The sequence below is a fragment of the Pseudoalteromonas sp. P1-8 genome (assembly GCF_001399985.1).
Lineage (GTDB): Bacteria > Pseudomonadota > Gammaproteobacteria > Enterobacterales > Alteromonadaceae > Pseudoalteromonas.
Genome location: NZ_LJSO01000002.1, coordinates 283515 through 305493 on the forward strand (window position 1 = coordinate 283515; position 21979 = coordinate 305493).

The 21979-nt window shown below is 42.2% G+C and carries 21 protein-coding genes; 11 read left to right on the forward strand and 10 right to left on the reverse strand.

The window, feature by feature from the left end; all coding sequences use genetic code 11:
• Nucleotides 1-4: 4 nt before the first annotated feature.
• Nucleotides 5-718, reverse strand: coding sequence for a YggS family pyridoxal phosphate-dependent enzyme (locus AN213_RS04820; RefSeq protein WP_054562741.1), 714 nt, complete (start codon nt 716-718; stop codon nt 5-7).
• 2 nt (nt 719-720) lie between these two features.
• On the opposite strand from AN213_RS04820, the gene AN213_RS04825 reads away from it, so the two are divergent.
• Genes AN213_RS04825 through AN213_RS04835 form a run of 3 tightly spaced genes read left to right on the forward strand, consistent with a single transcriptional unit; the run spans nt 721 to nt 3782 of the window.
• Entirely contained in the window at nt 721-1761 is a 1041-nt protein-coding gene (locus AN213_RS04825; RefSeq protein WP_054562740.1) for a type IV pilus twitching motility protein PilT, read from the forward strand.
• A gap of 14 nt (nt 1762-1775) precedes the next feature.
• Nucleotides 1776-2909, forward strand: a complete 1134-nt coding sequence (locus AN213_RS04830; RefSeq protein ID WP_054562739.1) for a PilT/PilU family type 4a pilus ATPase — start codon at nt 1776-1778, stop codon at nt 2907-2909.
• On the forward strand, nt 2910-3782 hold the full coding sequence (locus AN213_RS04835; protein ID WP_235575490.1) for a hypothetical protein: 873 nt from the start codon (nt 2910-2912) through the stop codon (nt 3780-3782). It begins immediately after the preceding gene.
• Here AN213_RS04835 and ruvX read toward each other — a convergent pair.
• The 6 genes from ruvX to AN213_RS04865 all read right to left on the reverse strand — a co-directional run bounded on the left by ruvX (nt 3779) and on the right by AN213_RS04865 (nt 8040).
• Complete coding sequence (ruvX, locus tag AN213_RS04840) at nt 3779-4228, reverse strand: Holliday junction resolvase RuvX (protein WP_054562738.1); 450 nt, start codon at nt 4226-4228, stop codon at nt 3779-3781. The two genes, AN213_RS04835 and ruvX, sit on opposite strands and share 4 nt — an antisense overlap.
• A 20-nt stretch (nt 4229-4248) precedes the next feature.
• The gene (locus tag AN213_RS04845; RefSeq protein ID WP_054562737.1) at nt 4249-4806 is read right to left on the reverse strand and encodes a YqgE/AlgH family protein; all 558 of its coding nucleotides are present in this window, start codon (nt 4804-4806) and stop codon (nt 4249-4251) included.
• A gap of 24 nt (nt 4807-4830) precedes the next feature.
• Complete coding sequence (gshB, locus tag AN213_RS04850) at nt 4831-5784, reverse strand: glutathione synthase (RefSeq protein WP_054562736.1); 954 nt, start codon at nt 5782-5784, stop codon at nt 4831-4833.
• 68 nt (nt 5785-5852) lie between these two features.
• Nucleotides 5853-6587 (reverse strand): 16S rRNA (uracil(1498)-N(3))-methyltransferase, encoded by a 735-nt coding sequence (gene rsmE / locus AN213_RS04855; protein ID WP_054562735.1) that lies wholly within the window; start codon nt 6585-6587, stop codon nt 5853-5855.
• 69 nt (nt 6588-6656) lie between these two features.
• Nucleotides 6657-7118 carry a hypothetical protein gene (locus AN213_RS04860; RefSeq protein WP_054562734.1) on the reverse strand — a complete coding sequence of 154 codons (462 nt, stop codon included), beginning with the start codon at nt 7116-7118 and terminating at the stop codon, nt 6657-6659.
• 28 nt (nt 7119-7146) lie between these two features.
• Nucleotides 7147-8040, reverse strand: a complete 894-nt coding sequence (locus AN213_RS04865) for a hypothetical protein (protein ID WP_054562733.1) — start codon at nt 8038-8040, stop codon at nt 7147-7149.
• A 72-nt stretch (nt 8041-8112) separates the two neighbouring features.
• On the opposite strand from AN213_RS04865, the gene glnE reads away from it, so the two are divergent.
• Nucleotides 8113-10899, forward strand: coding sequence for a bifunctional [glutamate--ammonia ligase]-adenylyl-L-tyrosine phosphorylase/[glutamate--ammonia-ligase] adenylyltransferase (gene glnE, locus AN213_RS04870; protein WP_055197684.1), 2787 nt, complete (start codon nt 8113-8115; stop codon nt 10897-10899).
• On the opposite strand, the gene AN213_RS04875 is transcribed toward glnE, so the two are convergent.
• The 3 genes from AN213_RS04875 to tolC form a co-directional block, all read right to left on the reverse strand.
• Entirely contained in the window at nt 10896-11471 is a 576-nt protein-coding gene (locus tag AN213_RS04875; RefSeq protein WP_054562731.1) for a TcpQ domain-containing protein, read from the reverse strand. The genes glnE and AN213_RS04875 overlap by 4 nt on opposite strands.
• Before the next feature lie 59 nt (nt 11472-11530).
• Nucleotides 11531-12457, reverse strand: coding sequence for an LpxL/LpxP family Kdo(2)-lipid IV(A) lauroyl/palmitoleoyl acyltransferase (gene lpxL, locus AN213_RS04880; RefSeq protein WP_054562730.1), 927 nt, complete (start codon nt 12455-12457; stop codon nt 11531-11533).
• 107 nt (nt 12458-12564) lie between these two features.
• On the reverse strand, nt 12565-13905 hold the full coding sequence (tolC, locus tag AN213_RS04885) for an outer membrane channel protein TolC (RefSeq protein WP_054562729.1): 1341 nt from the start codon (nt 13903-13905) through the stop codon (nt 12565-12567).
• Nucleotides 13906-14055: 150 nt separating this feature from the next.
• Between tolC and AN213_RS04890 the strand changes: the two genes are divergently transcribed.
• The 7 genes from AN213_RS04890 to parC are packed head-to-tail and all read left to right on the forward strand — an operon-like array spanning nt 14056 to nt 21854.
• Nucleotides 14056-14688, forward strand: coding sequence for an NUDIX domain-containing protein (locus AN213_RS04890; RefSeq protein ID WP_055197686.1), 633 nt, complete (start codon nt 14056-14058; stop codon nt 14686-14688).
• 9 nt (nt 14689-14697) lie between these two features.
• Complete coding sequence (locus AN213_RS04895; RefSeq protein WP_055021209.1) at nt 14698-15156, forward strand: DUF1249 domain-containing protein; 459 nt, start codon at nt 14698-14700, stop codon at nt 15154-15156.
• Nucleotides 15143-15925, forward strand: a complete 783-nt coding sequence (locus AN213_RS04900; protein ID WP_055197688.1) for a metallophosphoesterase — start codon at nt 15143-15145, stop codon at nt 15923-15925. Before AN213_RS04895 ends, AN213_RS04900 begins: the two co-directional genes overlap by 14 nt.
• Nucleotides 15910-16470 carry a YqiA/YcfP family alpha/beta fold hydrolase gene (locus tag AN213_RS04905; protein ID WP_055021196.1) on the forward strand — a complete coding sequence of 187 codons (561 nt, stop codon included), beginning with the start codon at nt 15910-15912 and terminating at the stop codon, nt 16468-16470. Before AN213_RS04900 ends, AN213_RS04905 begins: the two co-directional genes overlap by 16 nt.
• A 33-nt stretch (nt 16471-16503) precedes the next feature.
• Nucleotides 16504-18393: a DNA topoisomerase IV subunit B gene (gene parE, locus AN213_RS04910; protein WP_054552648.1), complete on the forward strand. Its 1890-nt coding sequence runs from the start codon at nt 16504-16506 to the stop codon at nt 18391-18393.
• Between the two features lie 52 nt (nt 18394-18445).
• Complete coding sequence (locus AN213_RS04915) at nt 18446-19546, forward strand: sorbosone dehydrogenase family protein (RefSeq protein ID WP_054562724.1); 1101 nt, start codon at nt 18446-18448, stop codon at nt 19544-19546.
• Nucleotides 19547-19556: 10 nt separating this feature from the next.
• Nucleotides 19557-21854, forward strand: coding sequence for a DNA topoisomerase IV subunit A (gene parC, locus AN213_RS04920; RefSeq protein ID WP_055021197.1), 2298 nt, complete (start codon nt 19557-19559; stop codon nt 21852-21854).
• The last annotated feature ends 125 nt before the right edge of the window (nt 21855-21979 follow it).

Sequence of the window (21979 nt, forward strand, 5' to 3'; positions counted from 1 at the left end):
CCTTCTAATTTCGTTGGCCAAATATATCCGTGCCAATGCGTACCATGGTTGAACCTGCTGCAATCGCCGCTTCAACATCATTACTCATACCCATCGACAAGGTGTCTACTTGGGGATATTGGGCCTTTAGTTTATCAAAGCAAGCGCTTAATTGCTCAAAATATTGTAATTGTAGCTGGGCATCATCGGTTTTGGCAGGAATCGCCATCACACCGCGCAGGCATAAATTAGGACATTGATTGACGAATTCGGCCAATGCCATTAGCTCGTCTGGGTGGCAGCCTGACTTAGCCTCTTCTAAACTAATATTAACTTGAATTAATACATTGAGCGGAGCTTTGTCGGCTGGTCGTTGCTCATTAAGACGTTTTGCAATTTTAGTGCGGTCAACACTTTGTACCCAATCAAAATGCGTGGCTACTTGGGCACTTTTATTTGATTGAATAGGGCCGATAAAGTGCCAAACAATGTCTTTATAATCAGCCAATGCTGTGACTTTTGTTACCGCTTCTTGAACGTATGATTCGCCAAACTGGCGTTGGCCATGCTTATAGGCAGCAATAATATCGTCGGCAGGTTTTGTTTTTGAAACAGCCAATAGGTTGATTGATTGCTCATCGCGGTGATTATTTTTTGCAGCTTGAGCAATTCTTGCGTAGGCGGATGTAAGTCGTTCTGCTATTGTAACCATATAATTATCAGTTGGTTGTGGAGTCATAAATGGATATTACCGAATTATTGGCCTTTAGTGTGCAACACAAAGCCTCGGATTTACACTTGTCATCAGGCGTATCACCTATGATACGTGTTGATGGTGATGTGCGTCGTATTAATATTCCAGCATTAGAACAAAAAGATGTAAATAGTCTGGTATACGATATTATGAACGATAATCAGCGTAAGGACTACGAACAAAATCTCGAAGTGGATTTTTCTTTCGAAGTACCAAACCTTGCGCGTTTTCGTGTTAACGCATTTAACTCAAACCGTGGCCCTGCGGCGGTGTTTCGTACTATCCCAAGTGATGTTTTAACACTGGATGATTTAGGTGCGCCTGATATTTTTAAAACCATTTCCGATAATCCTCGTGGTTTGGTGCTAGTCACCGGGCCAACGGGGTCGGGTAAATCAACCACATTAGCGGCGATGGTTGATTATATTAACCAAAATAAGCATCACCATATTTTAACTATTGAAGATCCAATCGAATTCGTACATGAGAATAAGCTGAGCCTTATTAACCAGCGTGAAGTTCACCGTGATACGCATAGCTTCTCTAATGCACTTAGAAGTGCACTACGTGAAGATCCGGATGTAATCTTAGTGGGTGAGCTGCGTGACCTTGAAACGATTCGCTTAGCGATGACCGCAGCAGAAACAGGTCACTTGGTGTTTGGTACCTTGCATACCACATCAGCACCAAAAACCATTGACCGTATCATTGACGTATTCCCAGGTGAAGAAAAAGACATGGTACGTTCAATGTTGTCAGAATCATTACGTGCCGTAATCTCGCAAACTTTACTAAAAAAAGTGGGCGGTGGCCGAGTTGCAGCTCACGAGATCATGATAGGTATTCCTGCAATTCGAAATCTGATCCGTGAAGATAAAATTGCACAAATGTATTCATCAATTCAAACCGGTGCATCGCATGGTATGCAGACCATGGATCAATGTTTAGCAAACTTAGTTAACTACGGCATTATTACAACCAATGATGCGCGAGCTAAAGCGCAAGATAAAACCCAATTTGGTGGTTAACGGAGCTATTTAAAATGTCTTTACCTTTAAATCATTTTTTACAAGTTATGATCGACAAAAAAGGCTCAGACTTGTTTGTTTCGAGCCAGCTGCCTGTCAGTGCAAAAGTAAACGGTGAATTAATACCTTTAAGCGATGAGAAGCTCTCTGATGAGGATTCACTCGCTTTGGTCGAGTCAGCAATGAACGACAAACAGCGCAAAGAATTTCATGACAGTAAAGAGTGTAACTTTGCAATTGCGACTGATGAAGGCCGTTTCCGTGTTTCTGCCTTTTGGCAGCGTGATAGAGCGGGTATGGTTATTCGCCGTATCGTGACGCAAATCCCAGATGTCAACGAACTAGGTTTGCCATCAACATTAACCGACGTGATTATGGCAAAACGTGGTTTAGTGCTGTTTGTAGGTGGTACAGGCACGGGTAAATCAACCTCGCTCGCTGCGCTTTTAGGTTATCGTAACCGCAATCAACGTGGTCATATTCTTACTATTGAAGATCCTATAGAGTTTGTTCACGAACATCGTAAAAGTATCATTACCCAACGTGAAGTAGGCTTAGATACAGAAAGCTTTGAATCAGCTCTAAAAAGCTCGTTACGTCAAGCACCTGATGTGATCTTAATTGGTGAGATCCGTTCACAAGAAACCATGGAATACGCACTCAGCTTTGCCGAGACGGGTCACTTGTGTGTGGCGACACTGCATGCGAATAATGCCAACCAAGCCATTGACCGTATCATGCACTTAGTACCAAAAGAAAAGCACGATAAGTTAAAGTACGACTTAGCACTTAACCTTCGCGCCATTGTTGCTCAGCAGTTGGTGCCAACTTCCGATGGGGAAGGGCGTGTTGCTGCTATCGAGATTTTGCTTAATTCACCTATGGTGGCAGAGCTCATCAAGCGTGGTGATATTGGCTCTATCAAAGAAACCATGGCTAAATCGAAAGAAATGGGCATGCAGACCTTTGACCAAGCCTTATTTGAGCTTTATAAACAGCGCCGTATTAACTACGCTGATGCGTTACACCATGCTGACTCGCCAAATGACTTACGCCTAATGATTAAGCTGCAAAACAATGAACAAAGTGGTGCGGGCTTCTTACAAGGCGTGACTATCGATGGTCTTGATGGAAAGAGTGACGAATAAATGTGTTTGCGAGTAAATTTAATCGGTTGGTTATTTTTATTGCTGAGTACCTTTCAGGTATATGGCAATGATAATAAAAGTGTGGTTATTTTTATTCGCGATGATGTTTATGACGATTACAGTCGCTTTTTGAATGGTCGCAAACCTCTTGAAGTTAAAGACTTCAGTGGTGCTTACATTCGCCGTGATGTGGTCGATATGATCATAGCTCAACAAGCATTGAGTTTAGGCGGTTTTACCAAGCCATTTCGTTATCACAAAGGCAATGTTAATTATCGCAATACCAAGCTGTTAGAAGATGGCCAGCTACTATTAAGCTTCGATAGTGTTTGGTCTGTTGATGCAAAGCAGCTAGTTGAGTCGGTATATATCTCTGATCCTGTGATTAGAGATGGTGAGTATTTTGCGGGTATATTCACTTCACCGAACAATAAGAAAGTGCAGCAAGTAAAACAGCTTGCTGACTTTAAACAATTAACCGCAGTGTCAACGCCACGCTGGCAAACCGATTGGCAAACGTTATCTGCTCTGCCCTTAAAAGAGTTGCTCAGAGAAGATGAGTGGCTTGGGCAAGTCCGCACTGTATCGATGCAGTGGGTTGATTTTATGATGATGCCCTTAATGCCTAGCCTCAATAATCGCTACACATTAGAAAACATTGAACTGGTAGCTGTGCCAAACCTAGTGCTCCAGCTTAATGATAGCCGTCATTTTATTATTTCGAAGAGTCACCCCGATGGAAAAGCGGCCTTTGTTGCAATTCAAAAAGGGCTTGCGCAGCTTCGTAAAACAGGCGCAATTGAAAAAGCCTACCGAGAGGCAGGCTTCATTCCAGATTTAAACAACTATACGGTGATTAATAAAGCGCCTTAGTCGCCATAAAACTGCTCAAAAAAGCTTTCTAAGATGATCACCGCTGACATATTATCCACATTACCTTTACCAAGGTTTCGGTAGCCACCTTGTTCAAATAAACGGGCTTTGGCATCTGCTGTTGTTAGTCGTTCATCCTGCGTTTCAACCGGTATAGCAAAGTGGTTGTGTAAGCGGTTTGCGAACTTCTTAGCTTTAAAAGTAACTTCTTGATTGGTGCCATCCATATTAAGCGGTAAACCAACCACCATTAAATCAGGTTGCCACTCATCCACTTGTTTTTTAATAAGTTGCCAATCAGGGATCCCATCTCTCGCTTTTACAGCTTGTAAGCTTGATGCTGTTCCTGTGAGCTCTTGACCAATGGCAATACCAATACTTTTGGTGCCAAAGTCAAAACCCATTACGGTGCGTTCACCGAGTGGCTTAAAAGTTCGTTTTGTCATAGTCTTAAAATTTATAAATGTTAGGCGTGGCCAGCTTCAGAGCTTAATTGCCCGATATCAAAACCCAGCATAGAAACGGCTTTTTCCCAGCGTTTTTCAACGGGTGTGTTAAAGATGATCTCAGGATCTGCTTTGATAATTAACCATGAATTCTCTAGCAGTTCTTGCTCTAGCTGCCCTTGATCCCAACCAGCATAACCCAGTGTGATAATAAATTGTTCAGGTGCTTCACTCGTGGTTAGGCTTGCTAACACATCTTTTGAAGTGGTGATCATAATATCACTACTAAGTTTTTGACTCGCTGCATAACCTGGCTTTGGTGAGTGCAAAACAAATCCGCGATCGGTTTTTACAGGTCCGCCTGCGTACACAGCTAAACCTGCAGCTTGCTTGCTTTTGTCGTTATCAATTTCGATTTTATCGAGTAGCTCGCCCACGGTGATATTGATAGGCTGGTTAATTACCAAGCCCATCGCACCATCTTGATTGTGCTCACAAATGTAAGTGACAGCACGCTTAAAAAAAGGGTCTTGCATGCTCGGCATTGCGATTAAGAAGTGATTCTCTAATGACTGCATAGGTCGCCCCTTTTGTTGTTTAATTTAAGTATGGCTCAGTTTTCTTTCAATGGCATCAAATAAGTGACCAGTGATTGAAATGTCATAAGCGGCTTCAATCTCTTTTACACACGTTGGCGCAGTGACATTGATTTCAGTTAAACGGTCGCCAATGATATCTAGACCAACAAAAATAAGGCCTTTTTCTTTCAGCGTAGGTGCTACAGCCTCTGCAATTTTACGGTCTGAATCGCTAATCGGGCGTGCTTCACCTCTACCACCTGCTGCCAAGTTACCGCGCGTTTCGCCATTTTGTGGAATACGAGCTAGGCAATACGGCATTACTTCACCATCAACCACAAGTACGCGTTTATCGCCTTGCTTGATTTCAGGAATATAGTTTTGTGCCATTGCAAAACGACTACCATGTTCGGTTAGCGTTTCGCAGATCACACCAATATTGGCATCATCTTCTTTAACTCTAAAGATAGATGCACCACCCATACCATCTAGCGGTTTTAAAATAATATCTTTATGCTCAGCTAAAAATGCACGAATGTCTGCTTGGCTACGTGTTACTAAAGTATCTGGCGTATGTTCGCTAAACCAAGCTGTGAATAGCTTTTCGTTAGCATCGCGTAAGCTTTGCGGCTTATTGATTATAAGCGTGCCAGCTTGCTCAGCACGCTCTAAAATATAGGTAGCGTAGATGTACTCAGTATCAAAAGGCGGATCTTTACGCATTAAAATAACGTCTAAATCTGCTAAAGCAATGGTGGCTTTTTCTTCTAATTCATACCAGTGATTTACATCATCAAACACACGGGCTTTGGCGGCTGTTGCAAAGCCTTGACCTTGACGTAGAGAAAGGTCATCCATTTCCATGTAGTAAATTTCGTAACCGCGCTGTTGCGCTTCCATCATCATTGCAAAGCCAGTGTCTTTTTTAATATTAAAGCCACTAATTGGATCAGAGATTATGCCTAGCTTAATTGCCATATTTTTGCCTTAGAATCGTATGCCATACTATGTTTTGTTACTTTGATATATGGGTATTTTTACGGTTTTCAATTCGCTAAATCGCCAAACTGTAATTGTAATGCGCTCAATACCGTCAGAGCGGCTGTTTCTGTTCGCAGAACACGTGGGCCTAAGCGAATATCAACAAAGTTTTGCTGTTTAGCAATGTCAATTTCTGCATCGGTAAATCCACCTTCTGGGCCGACTAAAAAGCGCACTCCTTCGTTTGGTACTTGAATAGTTTTAATACTGTGCTCAGCACGCGGGTGCAAAGTAAGTTTAATCGCCTCACTTGCTTGTTCTAGCCACTCTTTTATATCGATAGGAGGGTGTACAACAGGCACAAAATTACGGCCTGATTGTTCTGCGGCGGCAATTGCAATTTTTTGCCATTGTTGATGTTTTTTCTGCAGTCTGTCACCACTTAGTTTTACGCCACAACGTTGGCTAAAAATTGGGGTGATTTCTGTGATACCCAGTTCAACAGATTTTTGAATAGTGAAATCCATTTTATCGCCACGAGAAATGCCTTGGCCCAAGTGAATTTTTAAAGGCGATTCAACATCATGATCAACAAACTCCTGAGGCTCAACGACGACATTTTTTTTGCTGACTTCAATAATTTCACTGAGGTATTCACCTCCTTCACCATTAAAAATCGAAACCTTATCACCGACTTGCATACGCAATACACGGCCAACATGACCTGCTGCATCATCATCAAGTGCTACTGGGGTGTTTAAAGAAATCGCTGAAGGTTGGTAAATATGTGGAACTCGCATGGCTGTCACTTATCAATAAATTTAGCAATATGGTAAGTATACAGCGGCTTAGGTGCAATTATTTATTTGTTATTTAAATTCGTCTTTGGCACTTAAAACATGTGCAGTGGTTTCGGCAATCTCAGATTGGCAAGAAAGGTGGTTAATGTGAGCAGCATCCGGGCAAGGTGTAAAACTAAAACTATGTCCATCTTGTTGCACTAAGTAACGTATTTTGTGAAGTGAGTTATAAATAAATTTTTGTGCATCATTCGCCAGTTGATAGTCAGTCTGATTAATCAGTACACCTTGAATATCGTGGTGTTCATGTAAATAGCTGGCGAGTTCTGAGACACTAATTTCATTACTAAAATCGCAATAGCAATAATCCTTAACGAGTTGATCAAACATGAGTTTAACCATATGGCGGCTATTAGCGCCAGCCACAACTAGAGTTGAATTTTCGGCATTTGCAAAGTAGTGCTGAGCAAATGCGCGGCTAAACTCATCATCTATATCAACTAATAAATAATTATTAACTTTAAAGGGCATAATGCCTCACGATTCAAATACTTCCGTATCAAATTGAAAACATACTTATTAGTAAATAGCCTATTGCACCGAAAACGGCAAACTCTATACAGGCTATGCCAATGTTATCTTGGTGATCTACTTCTAACGATGTGTCGATATTAGGTAGAGAGATATATTTAATAATGTAGCTCAAAATATATAACAATACCCACATTGCACCGCAATGAGATACTAGAGTGAATAAATTTTCTACCATCTTACCACTAATAAATGATGCACTGGCAAGACCAGCATAGCCCGCAAGTGCTAGGCCGATAGACTTACCCGCGTAGCGAATGCCAATAGAGGTATTTTCAAGGTTAAAGTTACTTTGTAGTGATGCACCTTGGTTGGCTTTTGCAAAGCGATATTCACGAATTTTACTATCAAGGGCAAACATACCTTGCAGCACAAAAAAGCTCACAGTGGCGATCAATAAGCTGCTGTAACCTTGGGTATGGCACCAGTTATAAAGGCCAAGAGCGATAATGCAGTTTGCGATTAACATGCCTGAATCAACTAAAGCAGCGCAGACATTTTGCTTTAGAATGGCTGCTTCTTCATTAAAGCGATGCAAAATCCATTTACGATGAATTAAATGGCCTATTTTTATAAAGGCAAACAACAGCACAATGAGTAAAAGTACTTTTAGCGGGTTAGATTGGGCTGCACTTAAGCTAATTTCATCAAATATATAAGCGATAGTGGCTATAACGACCATAATTTCGCTGGCAAAGCTGATCCCCATGGCAAAGTTATCATGTTGCGCAAGCTCTTCTTTAAGCGCTTGTTTTGCTTTGATTTGCGTTAGAATACGTAGCAGTACTATAGTGACGCAAATTACAGCGAAACTAATAGCAATCGCGACTAAACTAGTGTTAGATAGTGATAAATATGACATGCAGGTCCCTGCTAAATAATTCTTTGATAATCATTCTAGTACGGTTATTGGCAAGTTAAAAGAGAGTATTTAATGAGTAATTTACACGCGCTTCCCGAGTCACTTCATCAGTTAGGCCAAACCCGCTTCGCGAGCTTGTATGAGGGGCAAACTGAGCAACAAAAGATTATTAACTTGCTGTCTTTAAGTGACTTTGCGTGGAACTGCTTACAATCTCAGCCTGATTTAAAAGACTGGTTACTTGATGATAAGGAGCTCGCTAATCGTGCAGTTGAAGCTCCGTTAAGTAATTCTGAAATCAATGAACTGGATGACAATGCTGCGCTGGCAAAGTTACGTTTGTATCGAGAAAAATACTGGTTGAAAGTGGCTTTTCTTGATTTGTGCTGTGCAAACCCAATTGCCGATAGCATCGCTTATATCTCGGCCCTTGCAAACCAGCTTATCGATAGTGCCAATCAGTGGGCCTTTGCGCAGGTCGCAAAAGTCAGTGGCATGCCGCTTGATGATGACGATAATGCAATGCCAATGTTAGTTTTAGGTATGGGCAAACTTGGTGGGGGAGAGCTTAACTACTCATCTGACATAGATTTAATTTTTTCTTACCCTCGCGATGTTGCAACGCAAGGGGGGCACCGCTCCATTGAAGCGCAAGTTTTTTATACCAAAGTGGCGCAAAAGCTAATTATGGCGCTTAACCAAACCACGGTAAATGGCCAAGTGTTTCGGGTTGATATGCGCCTGCGCCCATTTGGTGAAAGTGGGCCTTTGGTAATGAGTTTTCATGCAATGGAAGATTATTACCAAGAACAAGGACGTGAGTGGGAACGCTACGCCATGCTAAAAGGGCGATTAATTGGCACAGAAAATAGGTATTGGGATGAGTTTTATGAATTGCTAAGGCCGTTTGTGTACCGCCGCTATATTGATTTTTCGGTGATTGAATCGCTGCGCAAGATGAAGCAAATGATTGCTCAAGAGGTACGCCGAAAGCGCCTTACAAACAATATCAAATTAGGTGCTGGCGGCATTCGAGAAGTAGAGTTTGTAGTACAAGCGCTGCAAATGGTCCGAGGTGGCCGTGAAGCGAACCTACAAACTCAGTCATTACTGGTTGCTTTAAAAGAGCTGGTTAACAACCAAGTGATGTCGAATAAAGAAGCTGAGTTATTAACACAAAACTATTTAGACTTACGTCAAATTGAGCAGTACCTACAGATTTTCGATGATAAGCAAACGCAAACCCTACCTGATGACGAGTTAAACCAGCAGCGTTTATGCTATTTGCTCAATAAAGATGATTTTGATCAGTGTTTAACTAGCATTGAGCAGACCATGTCTCAAGTACATGGTGAGTTCGAACAAGTGATTGGCTTTGAAAGCGAAACGGCAGATCCGTGTGAAAGTGAGTACATTAGCGCTTGGGAAATGACAGATGTTAGCCTGATGTGTGAGCCAAATCTTGACTGGCAAGCGGCGCTTGAAGATTTTAAAGCGCGCTTAACTAAGGCGAAAATTGGCAGTCGAGGTCGTGATATCCTCGACAAATTAATGCCGCTTTTACTTAAACAGTTAACAGTTACAAAAGCCAGTAGCGACGCTTTTACCATGATCTGCCAAGTGTTGAATAAGATCATCTCACGAACTGCCTACCTAGAGCTGTTATACGAAAACCCAGGGGCGTTAAATCAATTGGTTGCACTTTGCTGCCATAGTAAATGGATTGGCGAGCATATCTCTCGTTACCCAATTTTACTTGATGAGCTGATTGACCCCCAGGTGCTTTATAAACCGACGCCTTTATCTGCTTACAAAGATGAAATTAGACAGTATTTCTTGCGTATAGAGCATGGCGACTTAGAGCTGCAAATGGAAGCACTTCGTCAGTTTAAACAAACGCATCAGTTACGCATTGCTGCAGCCGATGCAACCGGTGTACTGAGTGTGATGAAGGTTAGCGATCACCTTACTGCGCTTGCTGAGGCTATTGTAGAGCAAGCGGTCAATATTGCATGGCATGCATGTGTCGAGCGCTTTGGTCGGCCGGCGAATACCTCAGATCAAGAAAAGGGCTTTGCTGTTATTGCTTACGGCAAAACTGGCGGCTTTGAAGTTGGCTACGATTCAGACTTAGATCTGGTATTTGTGCATAACCACGATGGCAGCAGTTATACCGATGGTGATAAGTCGATTGATTCGCGTCAGTTTTACTTAAAGCTTGCACAGCGATTAATGCACCTATTCAACACGCGAACTGCGTCAGGCATATTGTATGAGCTTGATACTCGTTTACGTCCTGAAGGGGCATCGGGTTTACTAGCTATTAATTTAGAAAGTTACTACCACTATCAGCAAACTCAAGCATGGACCTGGGAACATCAAGCTTTGGTTCGTTCACGCATGATTTATGGGCAAGATTCGTTGCGAGAGCGTTTTGCACAAATCCGCAAAGACGTTTTGTGCCAAACCCGCGATAATGAGAAGCTTAAGACTGATGTGGTTGAGATGCGTGAAAAAATGCGCGCTCACCTTGCTAAAGGTAATGATGATCTGTTTGATTTAAAGCAAGATAGGGGCGGTATCACAGATATTGAGTTTATCACTCAGTATCTGGTGCTGAATAATGCAATGCAGCACTCTGAGCTAACGACCTGGTCTGACAATGTGCGTATTTTAGCTGATGCTGCACGTTTAGGCTGTATTACTGAGCAAATGCAGCAAGAATTAGTGGCTGCGTATATTGCCTATCGTTCACGTTATCATGTAATGAGTTTGAATCAGCAAGGGCGTTGTGCGCAACGTGCTGAGTTAACTCAGCACATCGAATTAGTAAGTCAGGCGTGGCAACAGGTGTTTTAGCTTTTTAAGCGACGGCAGTTTTCGCGCACATAAGCAGAGGGCAGCTCAGTGATAACTGCGGCTCTTTGCTTAAAGCAAAAATAGGTGTAAACCTCATTTTCGAAATCATCGTTGATGGCGCGGCCAACCTGATAAAGGGTTGAGACAAAGTTACTATCAACGCGAAAATGATCTTTTACAACATAGTCTTTGCTTAAATACCAGTACAGTACGATATCTTCGTGACGAGCATAGTCAGAGAGTACATCTTTTAAGGTGTTACCATTTTCAAAGCGGCGCGGTTGAATATCACCAGTCCAGTTAGGTGATGAAGGCTCTACGACTTTTTCGCGTTCAAAAAGTGCGACATCTAAGCTGGTTTCTGGCGTAGGTAATTTAAGAACGTATTTATCGCGCTCATTATTCTTGTTATTTACTTGGTTACGTAGCGCCGCATAAAAGCGCGATAATCCTTGCGCTGCAGCATTTTTGGTATCTTTAATGTCCATTACTGGACCACTACCAAATAAAAAGTAAATAGCAGCAGCAATCAAAATAACAGCTAATGATAAATGCTTAACCCAAAACCACATTTCTAATACTCTTGTTGTTGATTAGCTTTATAAAACCATACTAATGGTAAAATGTCACTCTACTTGTAATAAGAAGGTGCATTCTTATCTGGGCGAGTTTTAAAGCGACGGTGAAGCCACATATACTGCTCAGGCGCTAAATCGATAGCTTGTTCCATACGCTGATTTACGTGGGTAACGTCTGCAAGATCATCGCCACTTGGGAAGTTTTCAAGTGCAGGTAATACCTCTAGATGGTAGCGACCCTCTTCATCACGACGGCTCGTTAAGCTTACTGTTTCGCAGTTACGGCTACTTGAAAATAACAGCGTTCCTGTTGTTGTTGCTGCTTCTTTTACCGCATAAAAAGGCGCAAATTCGCAGCGGTTACGGCCGTAATCTTGATCTGGCAAATAGTAGCAAACCTTTTTATTTTTAAGCGCTTGCAGTAAGCCTTTAACATCTTTTTTGCCAATTAAGTATTCGTTAGAACGAAGACGACCGTTAGTCGTGAAATATTCCATTAAAGGGTTGTTATGCGGGCGATAAAAGCCAATACCTTGGTGTTTAACACCCATAATACGGCTCGCCATTTCTAGGTGTAAAAAGTGTGGCACAAGCAACAGCACACCTTTACCTGATTGCTGAGCTTTTTCAAAGTGCTCTAGGCCTTTAACAGAACCAAACACTTTATTGATTCGCCACTGGGGCCACCACCAAGCCATGCCGGTTTCCATCATTGCAATACCGGTATTTTCCATATTCTTTCGAACTAGTTCGCGTTGTTCATGCTCTGGCATATCAGGAAAACATAAACGAATGTTTACCTCAGCAATATGGCGACGACGTTTCATAAAACGGTGTACTAAACGGCCAAGCAGTTTTCCAAGCGCTAGTTGTAATTTATGTGGTAACCAAGAGATAAGATATAAAAAGAACACGCCAATCCAAGTTAACCAGTAACGAGGGCCTAAAAAAGACGCTTTAAAAGGAGATGAACTAACCACAAAAAAATCTCTAAAAATAAAAAAGCTAGTTTAACTGTATGTCCTTAAAAACACAAAAAAGCCAGCACGAGGCTGGCTTTACAATAAGGACTTTATAGAAGAAATGCTTAGATTTCTTTTAAACCTTGGTTAATTGCAACAAGGTCTTCGCTAGTTAGTGTACCAGCAGCTTGTTTCAAGCGAAGTGTTGAAACAACATAGCGGTAACGAACGTTTGCTAAATTACTTTTTGCATTATAAAGGTTTTGCGTGCTGATCAGTACGTCTACGATAGTACGTGTACCAACTTCAAAGCCTGCTTCAGTTGCTTTAAGCGCACTTTCAGCAGAAACAACAGCTTGTTGTAGCGCTTTATAAGTAGCAATGTCAGACACTACTTGGTTGTACGATGTGATAACCGAACGAGTTACTGCACGTAAGCTTGCTTCTAAATCTTCACTTGCCGCAACATAGAAAGCGCGTGCTTGATCTGTCGCTGCTGTTGTTGCACCACCTGAGTAGATAGGTAGGCTGAAGTTAACACCAATACTTGTACTATCTTCGCGTGGCTGGTGTGAGTTGCTGTTTAGATCAGTTAGGCTGTCACCGTATGAAGCACTTAATGTTAGCTTCGGATAGTGACCTGCTTTTGCTAAATCGATTTGATCTTTAGCAATATCAACCGTTACTTTTGAAACTTGCAGATTTAAGTTTTGGTCTTTTGCAATTTCAATGTAGTCAGTTGACTGCTTTTTAGGTGCAACAGTTGAAAACGTTTCAGTATTCAACATGTCTAATTTCGCGTGGTATTTACCAGTGATTTCGCGAAGTTGCTCACGCGCTGTTTCAACACTGTTCTTAGCAACGATTTCTTGTGCTACAGAGTTATCGTACTGAGCTTGCGCTTCGTGTACGTCAGTGATAGCTGTTAAACCTACTGCATAACGCTCTTTAGTTTGTTGTAATTGGCGCTCGATGGCACGTTTTTCTGCTTGAACAAACTCAAGGTTATCGATTGCGCTTAGTACGTTGAAGTAACCTTCAGCAACACGAACAATTAAGTCTTGGCGTGCAAAATCATACTGAGCGTTTGCTTGTAATGCTTGTTTATCTGCAATACCGAGTGAATTCCATGCACCTAAATCAAACAGCGTTTGGTTTAAGCTAATACCACGGCTAAATTCATCAGGATCATAGTCATAACCTGTATAACCCGTAGCATCATTACCCTCGTAAAGATCTGATTTGGTTGATTGGTAACCAAGGCTTAAACCAATTTGTGGTAATAGTGCACTTAACGCGCGATCGCTCTCATAGGCTTGTGCATCTGCTTGGGCTTTTGCTTTAAGTACGGTAGGATCGTTTGCTGTCGCAATTTCGTAAACTTGTAGTAAGTCTTCAGCGTAACTAGCTGTTGCAGTCAGTGCGCTTGAAAACCCGATCAGCGCAGCGAGTAGTGTTTTTTTCATTGTTCGTTCAGTCCTTAGACAATTTTGTACTGTGACCATGGTACTCTTTTTTAATGAATAACCAAAAAAAAATTACGTAAATCTGCATGTCCAAGTGTAACAGAATATAATTGGCCGTAACATTTACTTAAAACGCAAAGGAAATAGTGAATGAAAATATCAGCAATCTCACAATTTAATCATGATGACATAGAGTTAAAGCCGATTGAGCGTGTTTATGATGGTTTCTTTAAAATTAATACTTATCGCTTTCATCATGCATTGTTTGCAGGTGGCAAATCAGTAGAAGTTAAACGCGAAATTTTAGAGCGCGGCCATGCTGTTGCTGTACTTCCTTATGACCCTGCGACAGACCAAGTTTTGTTAATCGAACAAATCAGAATCGGAGCGCTCGCATCAAAGCAGTCACCTTGGTTACTTGAGTGTATTGCAGGCATGGCAGATGGCAGTACTGATTATGAAGATGTAGCGAAGCGCGAAGCGTTCGAAGAAGCGGGAATTGAGCTTAACGAGCTAGAATTTATGATGTCGTATCTATCAAGCCCCGGCGGCACCACGGAGCGTTTGTATTTATATTTAGCGCGCACTGACTTAGCAGGGTATCAAGGCGGTATTTTTGGCCTTGATAATGAAGATGAAGATATCAAAACCCATGTAATGTCATACGATGAAGCTATGCTGCGTCTAGAACAGGGTGAAATAGACAATGCAGCGACAGTTATCTCATTACAGTGGTTAGCACTGAATAAGCAACGTATACTGTCTGATTGGAAAAACTCATAGGGGATTATTTTGTCGTACGTCAGTGCCCAGCAGCGTTATATTCAAAGCTTACCTAAGTACTTAACTTTGTGTGAGCATAATTACGTGCGTGCGCTAAAGCTATTACCCAATGAGCGCCGTATAGGTCAGGAGCGAAAGGTACAACTAGGGCACAGCACTTTTGCGGTTAAAGTTGACGATACAGCAAAATACACTACAGATATTTCTATCAAACAAGAAGCCGGTAATTTGCCTTCGGTTAAGCCTTTGTATTTAACGGTACGTATGTATCATGATGCGAAAGTCGCTGAAATTGTGCATCATGATTTTCATCAGCGCATCAAGCCTTCCTATGCTTACCCGAATCCGAATATGCATCAAAAAGATGAAAAATATCAACTTAACGCCTTCTTATATGACTGGCTGGTGGCTTGTGTTGAAAACGGCCGAGCAGTTTTAAATTGGGATGTAAATAATGGCTTGGTTTAGTAACGCCTACCATTTTGATAAAACAGCACTGAAAGTTGCCCATATCACTGATTGCCACTTATCAAAAGACACAACGGGTGAATACTTTAACGTGAATACGGCAGCGTATTTTGGGCGCTGTTTACAGGTTATTGCTGAGCTCGATGTGGATTGTGTGGTATTTGGTGGTGATTTAACACAAGATCACAGCACTGAGTCTTACCAGCTTTTTGCTAAATTAATAGCAGACTCAGCGCTGAGTTGTCCGGTGTTTTGGTTGCCGGGTAATCATGATGAACTTGCCGAATATGAAAAGCTTACAAGCCCGCAAATTTTAAACAATAAGCGAATTACCTTTTTAGGTGGGCAGCTGCTGTTGGCAAACTCAAAAGGCCCAACGCCAGCAGGTTGGGTAACACAAACGCATTTAGATGAATTAAGCCAAGCGGTAGGGCAGGTACCTAGCGTGGTGTTTTGTCATCATAACCCGCTGCCTATTCAAGCCTACCTAGATAAACATATGCTAGAAAATGGCCCGCAGTTTTTAAATACCTGTGTTAATACTGAGCAGTGTGTGGGGGTATTTCATGGTCATGTGCATCATGGGTACACGCAAACCTACCGTAATCTTAGTGTGTATGCGACACCGGCCAGCTCAATACAGTTTACCAAACACACTATGGCGTGGCTGCAAGAGGATTTGGGCCCCGCATTTCGACTCATCGACTTAAACATTGATGAGCAACAAAACTTACTATTAAGCACGGATGTAGTATGGCTAAACGAGTAATTTATATTCATGGCTTTAATAGCTCTGAGCAATCTTACAAAGCCGTTCGTTTTGGTGAGCACATGGCGCAATTTGATGTCGATTATCAGGTGCCGCGATTAACTCATGAGCCATTACATGCAATTTTACAATTAGAACAACTGCTAAATGATGATACTGTATTACTAGGTAGTTCATTAGGCGGTTTTTATGCGACCTATTTGTCGCAACGTTATTCGATCCCTGCGGTGGTCATTAACCCTGCAGTTCGCCCATTTGAGTTACTTGATAACTATTTAGGGGAAAACTATAACCCGTACCAAGACAGTCATTATGAACTTGGTACCCGTCACATGGATGCATTGCGTAGCTTATATTTGCCGCAATTAGACACCCCTTCATTGATTTATTTGCTACAGCAAACGGGCGATGAAGTACTGCCGTTTCAGCAGGCGGTTAAATATTATTCTCAGTGTAAGCAACACGTTGAATTTGGAGGCGATCATAGTTTTATCGGCTTCGAACAAACCTTTGCAAGTATTGTAGATTTTCTTAAAATCACGTAAAACATAGCTAAGCGCATAAAAGATATAAAAACTATGAGTCAGCAAAATTATAACGCCGAAGCAATTGAAGTCTTAAACGGATTAGAGCCCGTAAAACGCCGCCCAGGTATGTATACCGACACGGTTCGACCTAATCATTTAGGTCAAGAAGTTATCGATAACAGTGTCGATGAAGCAATGGCAGGTCATGCCACTAAAATAGATGTCATCCTTCATGAAGATAACTCCCTTGAGGTTATCGATGATGGCCGTGGTATGCCGATTGATATTCACCCTGAGGAAGGTATTCCAGGGGTGGAGCTTATTTTTACCAAGCTGCACGCCGGTGGTAAGTTCTCTAATAAAAACTATCAGTTTTCGGGTGGTTTACACGGTGTAGGTATTTCGGTTGTAAATGCGCTATCGACTCGTGTTGAAGTCACTGTGCGCCGTGATGCGCAGCAATTTCGTATGGCCTTTGAAAACGGTGACAAGGTTGAAGATTTAAACGTCATTGGCACTGTGGGTAAGCGTAATACAGGTACAACCGTGCGTTTTTGGCCTGATGCTAGCTATTTTGACTCAGCTAACTTTTCTATCACTAAGCTTAATCACTTATTAAAAGCCAAAGCGGTATTGTGCCCAGGCCTGCGCATTAAGTTTACTAACAAGCAAACCAAAGAAAGCCAAGAATGGTATTACGAAACAGGTTTAAAAGATTACCTAGTTGAAGCAGTTAAAGGTTTTGAAGTATTACCAAAAGAGCCGTTTATTGGTGACTTTTCAAGTTCAACAGAAGGCGCTGACTGGGCTGTTGTATGGCTACCTGAAGGCGGTGAATCAATCGCTGAAAGTTATGTAAACTTAATTCCTACTGCACAAGGCGGTACGCATGTTAATGGTTTACGCCAAGGCTTGCTTGAAGCAATGCGTGAATTCTGTGAATTCAGAAACTTACTACCACGCGGTGTAAAGCTAACGCCAGATGATATTTGGGAGCGCTGTAGCTACGTATTATCGGTTAAAATGCAAGACCCACAATTTGCAGGCCAAACAAAAGAAAAGCTTTCATCTCGCTCATGTGCTGCGTTTGTATCTGGTGTAGTGAAAGACTCATTTAGTTTATGGTTAAACGAGCATACAGAAACGGCAGAATTATTAGCTGAGTTATGTATCTCAAATGCGCAGCGCCGTTTACGTGCTGCTAAAAAAGTCGTGCGTAAGCGTGTTACCTCAGGCCCTGCATTACCGGGTAAATTAACTGACTGTAGCGCCCAAGATAATGACCGTACTGAACTGTTTTTAGTAGAGGGTGACTCAGCGGGTGGTTCAGCAAAACAAGCGCGCGACCGTGAATTCCAAGCAATCATGCCGCTGCGCGGTAAAATCTTAAATACCTGGGAAGTTGAATCTGGGCAGATTTTAGCATCGCAAGAGGTGCATGATATTTCTGTCGCTTTGGGTATTGACCCTGATTCAAGTGATTTATCTGGTCTGCGTTATAACAAAATTTGTATCTTGGCCGATGCTGACTCGGATGGATTGCACATTGCTACCTTGCTTTGTGCGCTTTTTGTTCGTCACTTTCCATCGCTTATCAAACAAGGCCATGTGTATGTAGCTATGCCGCCGCTATTTCGTATCGACATTGGTAAAGAGGTTTACTACGCCCTTGATGAAGACGAAAAGAACGGTATTTTAGCGCGCATTGAAGCTGAGAAAAAACGCGGTAAGGTTAATGTTCAACGCTTCAAAGGGTTAGGTGAAATGAACCCGTTACAATTACGCGAAACCACCATGGATCCTAATACGCGTCGTTTAGTGCAACTAACTTTAGACGAAGAAGAACAAACCATGGAAATGATGGATATGTTACTTGCGAAGAAACGTTCGTCAGACCGTCGCCAATGGTTAGAAGATCACGGTAACCGCGCAGAAGTTTAATAAAGGGTGTAGCAACTTAGTTGCTAGCAAAGAATTAAAGGGCAAGACAAAAATGAAAAAACTACTGACCTCATTATTATCGCTGAGCTTGTTATCAGCGCCTGTAATGGCAAAAGATATTCTCGATAAATTAACAGTTGCTGATGGCTTTTCTATAAGCCTGTTTGCCGATGATGTTGAAAACGCGCGTCAAATTGCGGTATCAAAAAGAGGCATTGTTTACGCAGGTTCGCGTAAAGCAGGTAATGTTTATGCACTGATTGACCACAACAGTGATGGTGTTGCAGATAAAAAGATTGTCATTGCTACTGGCCTTGAAATGCCATCAGGTTTAGCGATTAAAGATGGTGATTTATATGTGGCTGAAGTGTCACGTATCATTCGTTTTAAAGACGTAGACAAAAACCTAAAAGATCCTAAATTTGACGTGGTATACGACAAGTTTCCAACTGATCGTCACCATGGTTGGAAGTTTATTAGTTTTGCGCCAACCGGTGAGCTAATTGTGCCAGTGGGTGTGCCATGTAACATTTGTGCGGAAGACGACAAATACGGCCGTATCTTCTCGTTAGATGTGGATACAAAAGAAATTAAAACCATCGCCAAAGGTGTTCGTAACTCAGTTGGTTTTGATTATCACCCTACAACGAATGCATTTTGGTTTAGTGATAACGGCCGTGACATGATGGGCGATGACATGCCACCATGCGAAATTAACCGTGTTGGTGAAGGTGAAGAGGGCGCGCATTATGGTTTCCCTTATGTTCACGCTGGTGCGATTTTAGATCCTGAGTTTGGCAAAGGTAAAAGTATTGCTGACTATAAATCGCCAGCCCTTGCACTTGGTGCTCATGTTGCTCCTCTAGGTATTCATTTTTATAACGGTAAGCAGTTTCCTGCTAAATACAAAGAGCAGCTTTTTGTTGCTGAGCATGGTTCGTGGAACCGTAGTAAAAAATCAGGCTATAAAGTGATGCTAGCGAATGTTGAACAAGGTCGTATTACTAAGTACACCCCGTTCATCACAGGCTTTATGCAAAACGAAGAAACATTTGGTCGCCCAGTTGCATTTGCAGAGCTTGCAGATGGCAGCTTATTGATCTCAGACGACTTTGCTAATGTGATCTATCGCGTTAGTGCTAAGAAAAAATAGGTAAGCGTTAATGAGTGATACAGATACCTTGCTGATGCAAGGCGTAGAACAACAAACAATGGGGCGCTTTACTGAAGACGCCTACTTAAACTACTCAATGTACGTCATCATGGACCGTGCTTTACCTCATGTAGGTGATGGTCTTAAGCCTGTACAGCGTCGTATCATCTATGCAATGAGCGAGCTGGGGCTATCGGCGCAAGCAAAATATAAAAAATCAGCCCGTACCGTGGGTGATGTACTGGGTAAATACCACCCCCATGGCGATAGTGCTTGTTACGAAGCGATGGTGTTAATGGCGCAGCCGTTTTCTTACCGCTACCCGCTGGTGGACGGTCAAGGTAACTGGGGGGCTGCCGATGATCCTAAATCATTTGCTGCAATGCGTTACACCGAAGCGCGTTTATCTAAGTTCTCAGAAGTTCTGCTAAAAGAGCTGGGTCAAGGCACTGTAGATTGGACCGCAAACTTTGACGGTACACTTGATGAGCCAATGGTGTTACCTGCGCGTTTACCACACATCTTACTTAATGGTGTAACGGGGATTGCGGTAGGTATGGCAACCGATATTCCACCACACAATGTGCGTGAAGTTGCCAGTGCCTGTTGTCTATTACTTGATAAGCCAAAGACAGAAATCGAAGAGTTGCTTGAGTTAGTGCATGCGCCTGACTACCCAACAGAAGCTGAAATCATCACACCAAAAGACGATATTCGTAAGATTTATCAAACCGGACGTGGTTCTATCAAGATGCGTGCAATTTACACTGAAGAGCAAGGTGACATAGTGATCACCGCGCTGCCTCATCAGTGTTCAGGTGCAAAAGTGCTTGAGCAAATTGCAGCCCAGATGAATGCTAAAAAGTTGCCAATGGTTGCTGATTTACGTGACGAATCTGATCACGAAAACCCAACTCGTATCGTGATTGTACCGCGTTCAAACCGCATTAAAGCTGAGCCACTAATGGCGCACCTATTTGCAACCACAGATTTAGAAAAGAACTACCGCGTAAACTTAAACATGCTTGGCCTTGATGGTCGTCCGCAAGTTAAAGATTTACGTAGTATTTTAACCGAGTGGTTAACGTTCCGCCGTGAAACAGTTCGCCGCCGCTTACAGCACCGTTTAGATAAAGTATTAGCTCGCTTACATATTTTAGAAGGTTTATTAACGGCCTTTTTAAATATTGATGAAGTTATCGAAATTATCCGTACTGAAGATAAACCAAAGCCTGTATTAATGGAGCGTTTTGGTTTAACTGATATTCAAGCGGAAGCGATTTTAGAGTTAAAACTACGTCATTTAGCAAAACTTGAAGAGTTCAAGATTAAAGGTGAGCAGGATGAACTTGCCCTTGAGCGTGACAAGCTAGAGCAAACGCTTGGTTCAGAACGTCGTATGTCGACCTTGATGAAAAAAGAAATCCAAGAAGCGGCTGAAATGTATGGCGATGATCGTCGCTCACCAGTTGTTGAACGTTTAGAAGCAAAAGCGTTAAGTGAAAAAGACCTTATCCCTTCAGAGTCAGTGACCGTTGTGTTATCTGAAAAAGGTTGGGCACGTGTTGGCAAAGGCCATGATTTAGATGTTGAAGGGCTAAGTTACAAGTCAGGCGACAGCTATAAAGCCTCAGCGCGCGGTAAGAGCAATCAACCTGCAGTGTTCTTAGACTCAAGTGGTCGTGCTTTTGCTACTGATGCACACAGTTTACCTTCAGCTCGAAGCCAAGGTGAGCCAATGACAGGGCGCTTTAACTTAAGCGCAGGAGCCAACTTTGAGCATGTGGTGATGGCAGAAGACAACCAAGTGTTGTTAATGGCCTCAGATGCAGGTTATGGCTTTATAAGCGACTTTAAAGATCTGGTGAGTAAAAATAAAAACGGTAAAGCGCTGGTCAGTGTTCCTAAAGGCGGTGAATTACTCGCGCCAATTAGAGTAACAGATGTAGCAACAGATTACTGTATGGCAATTTCTAATGAAGGCCGCATGTTGTTATTCCCACTGCGTGATTTACCTAAGCTTAGTAAGGGTAAAGGAAATAAGATTATTTCTATCCCAAGTGCGAAAGTACAAGCCCGAGAAGAGTTTGTAAAAGTACTGGCTGTGGTGCCTGCGGGCAGTAGCGTAACCCTGCATGCAGGGAAACGAAAACTGACACTTAAACCGGCTGATCTTGAGCATTATCATGGTGAACGTGGTAGACGAGGTAATAAATTACCGCGTGGCTTACAGCGTGTTGATGAAGCTGTAGTCGAAGTGACTCAAACAGATGATAGTGATGAGTCGCCAAGCGAAGTAACAGAGTAAAAAATAAAAGGTCTGCAATTGCAGGCCTTTTTTATTGTTAAAACGTTATGAAATTTTAAGCGTACACATGTGCGCTTAAAGCTATGGAAATGGTATTTTTCACGTTATAATGCGCGCTGATTAGT